General features: G+C 58.5%; 13 protein-coding genes. 6 read left to right on the top strand and 7 right to left on the bottom strand.

Annotated features, from left to right (window positions below; all coding sequences use genetic code 11):
- Positions 1 to 174: 174 nt before the first annotated feature.
- The 4 genes from ACLB90_RS19630 to ACLB90_RS19615 form a co-directional block, all read right to left on the bottom strand.
- Entirely contained in the window at positions 175 to 1,047 is an 873-nt protein-coding gene (locus tag ACLB90_RS19630; RefSeq protein ID WP_411852806.1) for an alkene reductase, read from the bottom strand.
- Positions 972 to 1,289 (bottom strand): hypothetical protein, encoded by a 318-nt coding sequence (locus tag ACLB90_RS19625; protein WP_411851019.1) that lies wholly within the window; start codon positions 1,287 to 1,289, stop codon positions 972 to 974. Before ACLB90_RS19625 ends, ACLB90_RS19630 begins: the two co-directional genes overlap by 76 nt.
- A gap of 40 nt (positions 1,290 to 1,329) precedes the next feature.
- Entirely contained in the window at positions 1,330 to 1,464 is a 135-nt protein-coding gene (locus tag ACLB90_RS19620) for a hypothetical protein (RefSeq protein ID WP_411851018.1), read from the bottom strand.
- Positions 1,465 to 2,324: 860 nt separating this feature from the next.
- Complete coding sequence (locus ACLB90_RS19615; protein WP_411851017.1) at positions 2,325 to 3,053, bottom strand: hypothetical protein; 729 nt, start codon at positions 3,051 to 3,053, stop codon at positions 2,325 to 2,327.
- Positions 3,054 to 3,431: 378 nt separating this feature from the next.
- Between ACLB90_RS19615 and ACLB90_RS19610 the strand changes: the two genes are divergently transcribed.
- Both ACLB90_RS19610 and ACLB90_RS19605 read left to right on the top strand, forming a co-directional pair.
- The gene (locus tag ACLB90_RS19610) at positions 3,432 to 3,806 is read left to right on the top strand and encodes a hypothetical protein (protein WP_411851016.1); all 375 of its coding nucleotides are present in this window, start codon (positions 3,432 to 3,434) and stop codon (positions 3,804 to 3,806) included.
- A gap of 38 nt (positions 3,807 to 3,844) precedes the next feature.
- Positions 3,845 to 4,486, top strand: a complete 642-nt coding sequence (locus ACLB90_RS19605) for a hypothetical protein (protein ID WP_411851015.1) — start codon at positions 3,845 to 3,847, stop codon at positions 4,484 to 4,486.
- Between the two features lie 89 nt (positions 4,487 to 4,575).
- Here the strand turns inward: ACLB90_RS19605 and ACLB90_RS19600 are convergent, their stop codons facing one another.
- On the bottom strand, positions 4,576 to 5,382 hold the full coding sequence (locus ACLB90_RS19600; RefSeq protein WP_411851014.1) for a competence protein CoiA: 807 nt from the start codon (positions 5,380 to 5,382) through the stop codon (positions 4,576 to 4,578).
- A gap of 510 nt (positions 5,383 to 5,892) precedes the next feature.
- Here ACLB90_RS19600 and ACLB90_RS19595 point away from each other — a divergent pair.
- From ACLB90_RS19595 to ACLB90_RS19580, 4 genes are all read left to right on the top strand, one after another.
- On the top strand, positions 5,893 to 6,762 hold the full coding sequence (locus ACLB90_RS19595; protein WP_411851013.1) for an AbiJ-NTD4 domain-containing protein: 870 nt from the start codon (positions 5,893 to 5,895) through the stop codon (positions 6,760 to 6,762).
- Between the two features lie 715 nt (positions 6,763 to 7,477).
- Entirely contained in the window at positions 7,478 to 8,338 is an 861-nt protein-coding gene (locus ACLB90_RS19590; protein ID WP_411851012.1) for a hypothetical protein, read from the top strand.
- A gap of 10 nt (positions 8,339 to 8,348) precedes the next feature.
- A complete protein-coding gene (locus tag ACLB90_RS19585; RefSeq protein WP_411851011.1) occupies positions 8,349 to 10,568 on the top strand; it encodes a UvrD-helicase domain-containing protein in 2,220 nt (739 codons plus the stop codon).
- Between the two features lie 966 nt (positions 10,569 to 11,534).
- Positions 11,535 to 11,999, top strand: a complete 465-nt coding sequence (locus ACLB90_RS19580) for a hypothetical protein (protein WP_411851010.1) — start codon at positions 11,535 to 11,537, stop codon at positions 11,997 to 11,999.
- A 7-nt stretch (positions 12,000 to 12,006) separates the two neighbouring features.
- Here ACLB90_RS19580 and ACLB90_RS19575 read toward each other — a convergent pair whose 3' ends face one another.
- Together ACLB90_RS19575 and ACLB90_RS19570 are read right to left on the bottom strand one after the other, a co-directional pair.
- Positions 12,007 to 12,849: an aldose epimerase gene (locus tag ACLB90_RS19575; protein WP_411851009.1), complete on the bottom strand. Its 843-nt coding sequence runs from the start codon at positions 12,847 to 12,849 to the stop codon at positions 12,007 to 12,009.
- On the bottom strand, positions 12,839 to 13,819 hold the full coding sequence (locus ACLB90_RS19570; RefSeq protein WP_411852805.1) for a glycoside hydrolase family 43 protein: 981 nt from the start codon (positions 13,817 to 13,819) through the stop codon (positions 12,839 to 12,841). The genes ACLB90_RS19575 and ACLB90_RS19570 overlap by 11 nt, the downstream gene beginning before the upstream one ends.
- Between the last annotated feature and the right edge of the window lie 6 nt (positions 13,820 to 13,825).

Below are 13,825 nucleotides of genomic sequence, written 5' to 3'. Positions count from 1 at the left end.
CACGCCGTGGTGCTCAGCCACTGTTTCGATTGCCTGCACTCGCCACAGTATGTCCGCGGGGACCTTCTGGTAGTCGTACATGGCCGAACTCCGAGGAGGCACGAAGCACCGATGCGGTGTCATTGACGCCCAGACCAATGGCGGACATCTGTTTGAACCTGTGCCGGAAGGGGTTCAGTAGTTGCCGTTCGGCCAGTCCGTATAGCCCTTCGCGCCACCGCCGTAGTAGGACTCGCGCGGGGCAATGGTGAGTTCAGCGCCGCGGCGCAGGCGCTCAACGAGATCAGGGTTGGAGATGAAGAGGCGACCAAAGGCGACCGAATCGATCTTGCCGCTGGCGCGCCGTTCGATGGCCATGTCCAGGTCGTAGTTGTTGTTGCCGATGAAGTGGCCATTGAACAGCCCACTCAGGGCGTCCATGTCGACGCCCGCAGGAACTTCGCGGCTGGTCGCCGTGGCACCCTCAACGAAGTGCAGGTATGCCAGATTGAAGGCGTCGAGCTTCTCGATGAGATAGCCATGCAGCGCCATGACATTGCTGTCCGGCGGCGTATTGCCGGCATCCGGGGTGACCGGAGACAGACGGATGCCCACCCGATCACTTCCCCAGATCTTGACGATCTCCTCGGTCACTTCCAGCGTCAGGCGTGCACGGTTTTCGATGGAGCCGCCATAGCGGTCCGTACGCTGATTGGTCGAATCGCGAAGGAACTGGTCGAGCAGGTAGCTGTTGGCCGAGTGGACCTCCACGCCATCAAAACCAGCTCGCGTGGCGTTCTCCGCAGCCTTCTTGTACTGCTCGATGATCCCAGGGATCTCATCGGTCTGCAGAGCTCGCGGCATAGAGACCGGGACGAAGCCCTCGGTCGTGTAGGTGTTGCCCTCAGCCTTGATGGCCGAAGGGGCAACCGGTGCAGCACCATCGGGCTGCAGTTCAACGCTGGAGAATCGGCCAACGTGCCACAGCTCGCTCACGATCTTGCCGCCGGCCGCATGCACCGCATCGGTAACCTTCTTCCAGCCTGCAACCTGCCCTTCGCTCCAGATGCCAGGCGTAGCAGCGTAGCCGCGACCCTGGGGAGAGATGTTGGTGGCCTCGCAACGATCATGCCGGCACCGGCGCGCTGGGCGTAGTAGGTGGCGTGCAGTTCGTTGGGGATGCCGTCTTCCTCATAACGGCTCCGGGTAACCGGGGCCATGACGATGCGGTTCTTCATTTCAATACTGGCTACGCTGACCGCGTCGAAGAGATCCGTGCGCTTGCTGTTATGGCTGTTGAAAGTATTCATATAGTTGACCGGGCGTCTATACAATTGGGAAAAATAAGCGTCAAGCCAGGAGCTTGAGGAAGCACGACATAGCCCGCTCGAACGGGGCGTTGGTCTGACTGACCTTGACCATGAGAGAAGCTCCCAGCCAAAGCTGGTAGAGGCCTTCTGCGGTGGTTTGCGCCTGGACTGCCACGGCAATGGAGCCGTCGGCGTGGCCCTGTTCGATACACCGGACCAGTGATTGACGTGGACAAAATGCCCTGTTCTTAAATAGTTGATTTAGCTCATTGCGGCGAGAGAAATGGGGGAGTTATTTGTGGCAACAACTGTGGATAAGCCACCATGAAATTCATGAACTACGGAGAAGGCGCCCACTTTTCGGTGCATCAACAGAAAAGATGCCATTTTTGTATGTTCGATACAGGAAGTCCCACTCTAACGCGTTGCCGTATGCTCATCGGCAACGTGCCCGCGGCAGCCGCTATCACGAACGCCTTGCGCACCGTCTGCGGATTCATTGGCGTCGTCTCCTTACCGGGCTCCCACGACAGATCAATGGCTACTTCGACAAGCCTATTAGATGCGTCAACGCCGACCCAGGCGACTCGAACCCGGCTAACCAGTATCAGCGGGCACGGTAGGAGGCATGCCTGTCCGCCTGGCTATCACTGGCGGCTTGACGTGGCAGAAGAAATGAAACGAGCCGAATGCGCCGTCGTTCAGTGCTCCGATCTCTCGCTCTATCGAAAGGGAATGCTCGCGTTGTAGCGGGAAGCTCTCATTTCCAGAGATCAAACAGGGCGATATCAGCTCATGCTCGAGGGGTCCTGGTGAGCTTAGGAATGCGGATAGCCGCCGGAACCCCCTCAGATCTCGCCAAAGTACATTCGCACCGCCTCTGAGTCCGTGAACATCAGCCCGCCGCTGGAACCCTATCAGCCACTCAGGTTGCGCGGAAGACCGCGACATTCGATCCTCGCGTGATGTGGCCAAACAGTAGGTCCGGAGTGAGTCTTAACACGTGAGTAGCGGCGCTGACGACGGTATCGAAGATCATGGCCTCTTGCTCTCGCGCTTCTTGCTCTCTCTAGGCTTGCGCTTCTTCTTTGGGGGAGTCCTCTTTGGGGTCAGCGGCTCGGCCATAAAGTTGCTGGATTGCGAATTGCCAACCATTGTTATGGAGTGCTCGACGAACATGTGCGGATCAAGGCTGTCATCCGGCTTGGGAGTTGGAGCTGAGGATCTGTCGTAAACAAGGATGGCGTCGCGGTCGCACACGAAGATGACTTTTGCGAACGGAAAGTCTGCTTGGCCAAGCAAATGGCTTGCCATTGGCGCATAGAACGTAGTCAGTTCGGGGCAGGGGAGCGTTAGATAATCACTCTTGGTCAGGAGCACGATGTCGCTGTAGCTACCTTGGCCGAGGTACTGAGCATGCTTGTGCGCTTTGGCAAGTGCAGCTCTTGCAAGGTAGTCAGGCGTAATAGTCACAACAGCCTTCTTCAGCGGTCGCGGAAGTAGGGGCTCGCGCCGCTCCATCCGACGGGCCTGAGCGGCCTTGGCGTCCGCTCCATAGGATTCGTCATTCATGTACTGCTTGTCGCTCGACGGATCAAGGGACGTTATCTCGATGCCGATGCGTCTACCGTCGGCGAGCACAATGGCTGCGTCGGGTCTGTCTACCTGGTTGCGGTCGATCTCGAAGTCGCCGTAGAGTGCTTTCAACATCGGCACAGCCAGGTGCAGTGTTTCTTGCTCCTGTTCAATTTTTTTCAGGTCCATCTCAGCGCAGCTCATGTCGTGACTAGTGCAGCTGACTTTAATGATTCGCTGTGGCGATACAATAGCGGCGGGTTGGAGGCGATGAGGCACAACAAGTCCAGCTCTAACGCGATGCCGCATACCCATAGTCAAACAACCCCGGCGTACTTATTATCGAAAGCGCTGGGTGCACCGTCTACGGCGGTTCTTCGCAGTTTTCTCCTTGCGGAGCGTCCACGGATGACCAACGGACGCTTTGACAAGGCGAGGAGAAGTCCCAAGGCCGGCCCACGCGACTCGAACCCGACAAACTTCGTTCTGAACAACCTCAATCTCAATGACTGGCGACGTTAGCAGGCCAGTACTGGAGGTTGGCCCTGCGCGCAGCCTCAGGCAGCCATGCACTTCCGCGCCACCGAAGAGCGGCTCAATCGGGAGGTCGACCGCGCCCGCCAAGAGGTACGAGGCCTGAACGAAAGCCTGGCCAAACAGGCGACCCAAAGCCGCTGCGCGCTGCAGACACTGGAAGGCCGTCTCAGCCAGGTTGTCGGTGAACGCGCAGACGCGGTGGCTGCCGCGGCCGTCGAGCGCGCCCACGCCGAGCAGCTGCAGCGCCAGGTCGACTCGCTGGGGGCGCTGGCCGCCTCAGTCCAGCAGGCACTGCAGGCCCGCCACAAACCCAACGCTGATCCATCCCGGAAGCGGACCGGCGCGCCATCAAAAAGCCATGCGCGCAGGGGCCAGGGCCGGCCGGCGAAGGCCCGCTCCGGTTGAGTACGCTGGTGGCCCGAGCGCAGGACCAGGGAGACCGGATGAACGCTGCACTCAACCACCTGCGAACGCGCACCGAGGCCGCACTTGGCCTAGTGCGCGCCACCCCGCGGGTCCTGGCCGAGTTGGACATCAAGGTGGACGAGCGCTCGGCCACGGCGCTGCCGTTGGCACTGGCCGCCATGGATACCGCCGAGGCGATCTATACGCTGCTCCTGCAACAACCTGAGCAGTACTGGGTGGCGGCACTGGTGATGCAACGCTCGCAAATGGAGTATGTGCTTCGCGCGGCGCTCTTCGCCAAGGCGGCCAGTCAGCGCGAGCTGATGGCGTTCAGACGCACCGGCACCATGCCCAAGCGCGGCAAACGGCCCATCCATGTGGCCGCCGTCGCCGAGGAAGCCGCCCACCACTTGGGGTGGGATACCGCGAAGCTGCTGAGCACCGTACGTACGCATCAACGCGACCTGTCGGGCTTGGTCCACGGCGGCAAGGAAGTCCTAGCCATCTACACGCAACACGACGCGTGGGGTGACCTGACCGTAGAGTGGAGCGAGCTGATTCACCATGTGGACAACATCGCCGTCTTTGTACAGCTGGCCTTGGCCGTGAGCATCTTGCTTTCGCGACTGGACCCAGCCGCATTAGACAAGGCCGTCAACCCGTCCATGACCAGGCCATGACCTACTTCAATGCTGCAACCGAAGCCGATCTCCCGGCAGCAGGCTGACGGCGTTTCCCAGCAGCGCATCGCCACCGGGTCCGGCTGTGCCTATGCACAGACCTCCGATGCAAGGGGCAGGGTGCCAAGATCATGAATCAGCCTAGATTTACTGATTAAACGAACGCATCGCATCATCTCGACTGGATAGACATCAAGCCGGACCAATACGTCAGTCCCAAAATCGATATATACCGGCTTGGTTGCATTCAGCCACGTGGTGTGCGGCCTTATCCAACAGAAGTTGCGATAACCAACGTCGGCGGCTTCAAACTTTGCGCGATCATCTACGAAAAAATATACCCGGTGCATGTTGCTATTGGGTGATCGCTTCCGGTCTTCCGCAATTTCCGACAGCTTGTGATACATCCCTCGTGTGGTCCCTCGATCTGTCCGATGTTCGATAGGGAACCACCGGCAATCCCGTGCCCAGGGGAGGATAGGGTCCGGGAGCAGGTGATGTATGGTGAAGTTCTTCTGGAAACGCCTGCCGTCAATGATCCACACAAGGTTCTGATAGAAGTCCTCGCGTGATTGGCGCTCCGCGTCCGTCATCGCCGAATGCTGCACCTCCACGTAGATGCCGCTGTGCGTCTTGACGTCGGCGCGATGAATCTCGCCATCGGGTGCAACGTGATTGATCTCATGGCACTCGACAGGCCAATGGGCCTTCCACTGACGATGCCAATCTGTCTCATTTTCCCACCATGTATCGCAGTTGCGCCGGCTGGCATGGGCCCAGTGGTGAATGACCTTTTCGCCACATTTTGCCATCATCGCAGCGCCACAGGTCGGACACGCCCCCTTAAGTTCAGGACTTGGGAGCGTTCTCTCCCCCTGTACCAACGCAATTTCCATTCCTTTCCCCCTACATTGAGCTTTGATGAGTGTATAGGCCCCCGGCGACCCCCGCATTGGTCTGATTGCCAAGTAACCACCACTCAACAACATCCCTCAACTGAAGACCAAGGACAGAACATACGCCGCCGTCCGTGCCATCGCAGCGGATGGGCTAGATGACGAGCCCACCCCCAAGTTCTGTCGCGACACCAACTGCCCGCCGCCGCCCTTACGCGCGACATGCCCGTGGCCGTAGGGCTGCCGAGGCGGCAGGGCAGAGCCGGTAACCGGCGATTTCGAGACCGCAACGTATTTCGCCCCGAGTACCCGAGTCCTTGCCCATGCAGACATTTGGAAGGAAAGGGCAGAGGGCCGGAGATAAAGCTAACCGATACCGTTCGATAATTCGCTTATCATGGGCCGTGAAGTCGATACTCTAGCGCCAGGCGCACCGACGGGTAGTTTCGGGCGTGAAGCATGGCTAGCTAGCCCCCTCCACTCTGGCACTGACTCTGGGAGAAAGCACCAATGACAAATCGGCCAAGGAGGAGGTTTTCGGCAAGGTTGGCGACGCCACGAGAGCCCATTCTTGATGATGCTCCTGCATCACTTCGGCTCGGTTACGTCAAAATTGTGCTTCCTCCTTATCTAGGCGAAACAAATACGCCTCGTCACTTTCGCAAGGAGCCCTTGGACACTTATGAAACACACGAGATTTTCCTAGCTCGGTGCAGAATTGATGCTGAGCCTCACGACTGGGCAGAGTCAAGCTCGTGGCAGGCACTCACGAGCCACCTGAAACAATGTGAATGGTCGTTGTTCTTCGACTTCGTCGAGCTAATTGCTGAGCTTCTAATAGAGAAGGATGACTCAATTCCATTCGACAGCGATGTTCAGTTCAGCGCCTATCGGACGCAAGTGAACATCCTGCTTGAAGAGGAAAACATCGGCTGGCAAATGGATGCAGACGGTGAGTTGCGCCGCAAAACTCAAGCGATGAAGAGCGCGATTGTCGCAACAGATACGGCGCTGAAGAAGCCCTATGCAATAGCGCGCCAGCACTACAAGCGCGGACTCGCCGCGCTTTTTAGCCACCCAATGGATGAGGCAACGGCGATCAGAGAGATCATCAGCGCCTTGGAAAGTGCTGCCAAGGTGATCGTGCCGAGAGCCAAGACGCTTGGTACCGCTGTCATCGAGTTGCGAAAGGACCCCAGATACAACCGTTGGGGCCTGGAGATTATTGAAAAGCTCTACACCTACTCCAACAATGCGGCGTTCGTCAGGCATGGGCAACGAAGCGGCGATGCACCGCATCGCACCGAAGCGGAGATGGTTTTTCAGACAAGTCTGGCCATGATCTGCTATCTCACCGAGATGGCAGGAACGGAGGACTAGCAATAGGATCGCGGCAAGGCGGAGCAGGGGAAGACTGTCGAGATTGGCATTGAGGAGCTCGCCAGGCAGACGGATCGAAAGCCGTCCCAATGTGCGAGGACGGACGCCAACCGCCCGGGCTGGCGTTCCGCTCAGCTCAGGCAGGGCTAGCTACACAACGGGCATCGGCTCGCGGACAAGCTCGGCAACACGGGGCAAACTCCTGATGACTTCGATGTCAGTGTTCACCCGGCGTGTGCGGGCGAGGGCGCAGGCAGCTTCGGGAAGGGTAAATATCTTGCTGCATAGGCCGATAACTACTCCACTGGACCAACTTCAATCTGGAGAAAGCGCAGTGCCCGACAGCAATCCCTATCAGTACTTGCCTGCCGATGGCTGGTATTACACGCATCCGAACAGCCAAGGATCCGGCTTCGCTAGAACCTTCTATCGCGTGGCCCTCTGGCGACTGGACGAGGATGGAACGATTGTAGGCTTGATCTCTGTTCGCCTAGGCCGTGAGCATGCAGCAGCTCCGGTGCGGTTGATTTCTCCCCCCCGCGGAGAGGGCGCTCAGTACGTTCACGTTGACGACCTCACCGATGAGGATCGCGCAGCGATAACAGATCGGCGCTTCTCGTAAGTTCAGCCGTTGTACGGCACACCTCCGTACGCTGAAGGTGAGAGGGCGGGATCTGTAGCGAGCCACATTTCATGGATGACAAAAGAGAAAGGGATGAGTGACTTCTTTAAGAAGATCGATGATGCGGATGAGATCAGGCAAGGCGATGTGATCAGAAAAACGGATGCCAGAACCGGGAGCGTGATCGCCTTGGGAGTGGTGATCACGGCCGACTGCGACATAGCACAAGAAAAGGCCGGGGGGCGTTACAACTGGGTAGAGATTCTCCCAATGAGAACCTACATTGAGGGCCCTTGGGCGACAGAGCAACTTCGAAGGCTTGCTAAAAAGCGGTCTAAACAGGTCCTCGATCACTTGGCGGGCCATATCCGCCGAAACCTGCCAGGTATCTCGCCAATCACTCACGAATCCCTTATTGAATGGTTGCGCACGAAGAGTCCCGAAGAGGTTATCGAGAGCGTTAGTGGAGCCATTCCTGGCCCAGGCGACAAGCAGTTGCGAGACCTAAAGATTTTCAATCTCGCAACAGCCACAAACGGGGCGCAGGGAGCTTTCGAGCGCCTTAGGTCGGCTTGGGACTTGGCCGGAACTTCGCAAGAAGACCAGCGCAACCAGATCGGGAATGCGCTAAAGGACGGCGGTGGATTTCAAGACTATTTCGTGCTTCCTGAGCTCCCAAATATGGATGGGGTAGGGTTCGTTGCGGTGCTGCGATCCATGGGTACAATCATGAGCCATGAACTCTTCCTAACTGAAAGAGACGCTCGAATCGCAGGCCAGTCAAGCGAGTTCCATAGGTTGGGGCGGTTGAGTGACGGTGTCCGCTTCTCCATCACTCAGAAACTGGCGTTCCTATTCTCACGGATTGGAATGCCAACGACATATGAGTCTGCGTGCGAAGCTGCATGTGAGCTGGTGATCGACGAGTGCTTCAACAACAAGGTTGCGGTGTAAGGACATGAAAATGAGCAAGGAAGTAGTTGCAGTTGTCATTGACCACAAAGCAATTGGCGTCTTAGACCGGGCGTACATAGAAGACTCTTGGCTAAGGGAGTTTGAACTTCCAGAAAACACCGATGGTCTGCGCCGAGTGGAAAAGAACGGAGTTGTATACATTCTTTCGAAAGATTCTCAACTCGAAGACAATCACTTAGTCATCAATACGGTAGTTTTCTCCCCCTCTGCCGGGCTTCCCAAGCCTAGGATCGCGTTCGAACGTATTATCCGCGTGGCATTGCGACACTTCGACCGAAACATAGCGATTCCCATCCAATGGCAGCCCTATCACAGTCGAGCCAGACTTTCCGTGTTCGCCCAAGCATCGAGAGAGGCGCAGCAGCGAGTTTACTTTGATCAATCGCCGCTCGGCAGCGCCAATCTCTATGCATTTGCAGTGACCAGCGCACCAGACGACCTGGACGCCGTGCCTCAAGACAAGGGCCTGTATGTAAGCGCGATGGAAGGCCTCTGTGACGCGCTACTGGAGGACGCGCCAACAGCGGGTCCACCAGTTGGCAATTTCGGCGTTCTCCTTTCAAAACCCCTCGGCTTCTGGCTAACGAATGAGTGGACACTACAAGAGTGGTATGAGCAGCGGCTCAACCGCGAGCAGCGCGCCTTTGTAGACCGCTTACATGACAGACCGGTACGCCTCAGGGGAGCCGCCGGCACAGGCAAGACTCAGTCCATGGTCGTCAAATGCCTTCGTGACCTATACGCGGACTCTGACACCGGCGGAAGCAAAACGTTTGCCTTTCTAACACACAGTTCCGCCTTGGCAAACACGGTAGTGAAGGGCATGCTTCATTCGCTCGACAACAGCGAGCGATGGTCTTCCCTGAAGACTCCATCTGGTCAGCCAAAACTGTGGATTGGGACAATCTACGAACTCGCTCAAGAAAAGCTAGGCTATGAAAAGAAAGGACTCAAGCCGCTTTCTCTCGATGGAATTGAGGGGCGGGACTACCAACGGATGCTCATTGACGAAGCCGTTGGAGTGGTCGTCTCCGACGCCCGCGTCGCGCTGGATCTCTTTCCTCATTGCAGAGACTTCCAGGAGCGTCTGAAATCCCGCACCACGGACCCGTCGCTCATCGATGAGCTGATGAATGAATTTGCTTGCGTGCTTGATCTAGAAGCAATCAAGAAGGACACGCACGAGGCAAATCGCTATGCACGAGGCGCCAGAGAACCCTGGCAGATGCACTTACCTAGTGAGCCTTATCGACGTGTTGTTCTTGAAATTCACGACATCTACCGTGGACTGCTCAGGAAAAATAAAGTCCTGAGCATGGATCAGATGATCGCTGACTTTGATGGCTACCTTGGCACTCACGAATGGGGTGCACTGAGAGAGCGCGATGGATTCGACCTTGTATTCGTGGATGAGTACCACTACTTTACACGCGCCGAAGCGATGCTCCTCCACAACTTATTCAAGTCCAGAGCACAGGTCGAAGGCCGCTGGCCCGTGGTCATGGCGTACGACATTAAGCAAGGCACCAATGACAATGCAGTGAGCGGGGGAGTAGAGAAATTCCGTAACCCGGGGGTCGGAGAGTCCGTACTGAGTGAACTGAAGCAGGTTTATAGATCAACGCCGGAGATCACTGACTTCTTGCGCGACCTTGACGCTTCATTCCCGGCAATGGATCTGGAAGGTGAATACGCCACATACGTATCTCACTCCAAACAGGAATCTGGGGAAAAGCCTTCTCTGACTGTTTATCGGACCGACCTCGAGCTCGTCGACGGCGTCTTTGACCAAGCTATCCGAACTGCACGAGAGCTAGAGGGCGGGGGCAGCCAAGTTGCCGTGCTTTGTCTGAATGAGAGCTTGTTCGAAAAGATCCGAACGGCGGGTCGAGTGCGAGACAAATTTGTGCCAATTACGACGCGTGAGGATCTCAAGGACCTTAGGTACGCAAAGGGAAAATGCGTTTTTAGCATGCCGGAATTCGTGGCTGGTCTCCAGTTCCATACCGTATTTCTTATCCATGCAGATGGTGCAGACTTCGACGAAGATCAAGGCCAAGGAGCACGACGGCGGTACGTCTCACGCGTCTACCTCGGTGCCAGCCGCGCGGCCCGGGCGGTGCTTATTGCGAGTTCGAAAGAGCGAGGAGGGGCCAGCCAGCTACTGGACACCTCACTGACCAATAGGACCCTGCTGCGACTGAGTTAGAAGTCGCGCTATCTCGTCCTTGAGGCTAACCTCAGTATTCCCAAGCAAGGGCCAAGGAAGGCTCTTGATCAAGCCCAACAGGGCCTAGGTCTGTAGGGAACTCGCTACCGGGAGCCGGGATGGTCGGATGCCACGATCTCGCAACCCGCGCGGCGTCTGCTCTGGCTTGAGCGGAGGCGGATGTTTCCGAAGGTATATGCCTGCGCATACCTGACTGCCGCACTAAGACGCCTGGGACGATGCTCATCTGTTGCAAGGTAGATAGGGAATTCATTGCATTGCCCACTAGCAAGACCAAGACGATGCCGCACTACAATTTTAGCCCCCAAATCGAAAGAACTTGCAGGAAGTTTATCCGGAAAGGCCCCATATCTAACGTAGGCTGAGGGTTGTATGGCTGAATTCTGAGGGTGATATGGCTGCATTTGAACGTCGGCGCACAGCAAGGCAGCTACTTGGAGGTCCCGTGACCAAATGAGCTCCAGAGGAATTCGGGGCAAGTAATACGTAGTTCCGCCCAATTAGGGGCGGGTTGTCCGAAGACTCGCGCAAAGATGGGCAGGTTTCCGCAGCAAAATGGGGCAGTTTCAGCTGTGCAAGGGGCAACTTATCCGCGGCAGACACCGATCCTGAGCTTGAGCCAGCTCCAGCCCGAGCCGGCAAACGACACAAGACGCGCCATCCACCACTTCGCATAATGTATATTATGTAAGCACTAGCCCGATAGGACCTATGCCTGGTCAAGGGCTGCTGGCATCCGCCTTGCTTGTTGCTTGTGTCCGGCACCAAGGACAAATCGAGCCTCGACGCATGCATCAGTACCTGGGTGACCCCGGCACGCAAGCGTACAGCCTGCGACCGTGGCGATTCCCGGGAACGCCACTTCGGGACCTCAGCGGGCAACGAGCGCCTCCGTACGCTACACCCCGTCTAGAATGTGCACAGGAACCGATCTAGGGGGATCACATGGACCGCGAACGCCAAGAGCCGAGATTCGGCACGCCTGAACTCGGTACGCCTGACTTGCAGGAACTGCGCTTCCGCAGCGATCGCGCACGATACGTGCCACAGCGAGAGCCGATGCCAACGTGGGCGTACATCGCAGGAGGCATTGTCCTGGCTATCGTGATAATCATGGGTTTGATCGAATGGAATGCACGCAGGCAAGCTGCGGCGATCTCAGCAGAACTCACGCGCCCGATGAACAAGGCGGAACAAGCTCGGTTTGACGCTCAGAAAGCAAAGTGGGCCGCAGAAGAGGAAGCGCTCATCCGTGAATACCGGCGCTACATCGACCGCCCCATTACGCTACGCCCGCAGCCAATCCCCGTAGCGCCTGCACCATTGCGTAACGGACAGCGGTGCATCGGCGGAAAGCGATTTGAACGAATCGAGGGCGGTTGGCGCGACCTGCCCCACGACCCCTGCTGATCAAGCATCAACTCTCCCATCCAAGCTCAACCCTCAGCTCCAGTCGCTGGCCCGGCTCCAGTCGGTTCGGCGCCAGCGTAAACCCATCGGGCGGACCAGTCTGCGGCTCTACACACGTCGCGTGCGGTGCACCGTCGTAGACCACCCAATGATCGGTATCCGCCCGAATCCGCAGCCGCTGGCCGGCAGATATGAGCGTCACGTCGGCGTGGTTGATGAAACAGTCATCCCACGGCCCCGGCACCAGGCTGACACAGGGCAACGTGGCAATGCCTTCGTCATCCCGTGGATACATCGCATCGGGGGCAAACAGCAGTTGATCCGGCTTGCGGAACCACGGATGCCAGCCGAGGACGGCCGGCATTGCCTGGTGGCCGGCCTCAACGGAAAGGTGGAGATGCAGGCGATCCGGCTGCAGGTGCATTGTCTGCGTCGCCCTGCCTCCAAACGGCCAATAGGCGTCCTCGGGCAGCGCCAGCGACAGCGTGGCGGCGTCCGCGTCGAGGCTGTCGATATGCCACGGCCGTGTAAAACCAACGCCGTGAATGGCGTGCGCATCGAAGTTTGCCGGCAGCGAATAGGGCCTGCCACCGAAGGTGAAACCCCCATGCCGGATGCGCCCCGCCCACGGAACCATCGGATAGCACCCCCAGGCGATGGCTGACGCTCCCGCCCCACCCTCGTGCTCGCCCACCAACCACTCCACACCGTCGTACCGTAGCTGGGCAATGCGTCCGCCGGCGTCAGGTGCAAGCGCGACCTCCAGCCTGCCTGCCCGCAACCAGTGCAGGCGTCCGGCCGGCAGCGCGGCCCGCGCATCGTCCTTCGGCGAGGGTGTATCAAGCGCCATAAGGATCGATGCTCCGGATGCTGCCGTCCACCTCGATGTGCAGCGGCGTGCTCTTGATCGAGCGCAGGTGGGTCACGCCGCCGGACAGCAGCGCGTCGTGGTAGAACAGGTACCACTGCCCCTTGAACGCGCAGATGGAGTGGTGCGTGGTCCATCCAACCACGGGCGTGAGGATCACCCCACGATAGGTGAACGGCCCGTACGGGCTGTCGCCCACGGCGTAGCACAACAGATGCGTATCGCCTGTGGAGTACGACAGGTAATACCGGCCCTGGTACTTGTGCAGCCACGCCCCCTCGAAGAACCGCCGCGCGTGGTCATCGGCGCGCAACGGCTGCCCGAGCTCGTCCACAATGAGCACTTCCCTCGTAAGCTCCGCGAGCTGGGTCATGCCCACGTCCAGCCGGCCGACACGCGGGCCCAGCGCGGGCGCATCGCCGGTGGGCTCGTCGTGCATCGCGTCATGGTGGTTGTCACGGTACATCTGCAGCTGGCCACCCCAGATGCCGCCGAAGTAGAGGTAATGCGCGCCGTCGTCGTCCTCGAACACGGCCGGGTCGATCGAGTATGTGCCGGCCATCGGCTCGGCCTCGGCGGTGAATGGGCCCTCCGGACGATCGCCCACCGCAACGCCGATGCGGAAGATCCCCTGCCCGTCCTTGGCCGGGAAGTAGAGGTAATAGCGGCCGTCGCGGCTGGCGGCGTCCGGTGCCCACATCTGTTTCGCGGCCCAGGGCACGTCGCGCACATGCAGCGCCATGCCGCAGTCGGTTGCCGGCCCCCCGGGCGTGTCCAGCCGGAAGACGTGATAGTCCTCCATGCCGAAGTGACCGCCCTCGTCGTCGAACGGCGCGCCGCCGTCGATGTCGTGCGATGGATAGATGTACAGGCGCCCGTCGAACACATGGGCCGACGGGTCGGCGGTGTAGATGTGGGTCACCAGCGGCTGGGAAATGGCGTGTGCCGCCAAGTGGTC

Origin of the sequence: Stenotrophomonas sp. LGBM10, assembly GCF_046736075.1 — a bacterium.
In the GTDB taxonomy this organism is placed as follows: Bacteria; Pseudomonadota; Gammaproteobacteria; order Xanthomonadales; family Xanthomonadaceae; genus Stenotrophomonas.
The sequence above is the reverse complement of the archived record's forward strand: the minus strand, read 5'-3'. Positions and strand labels throughout refer to the sequence as shown.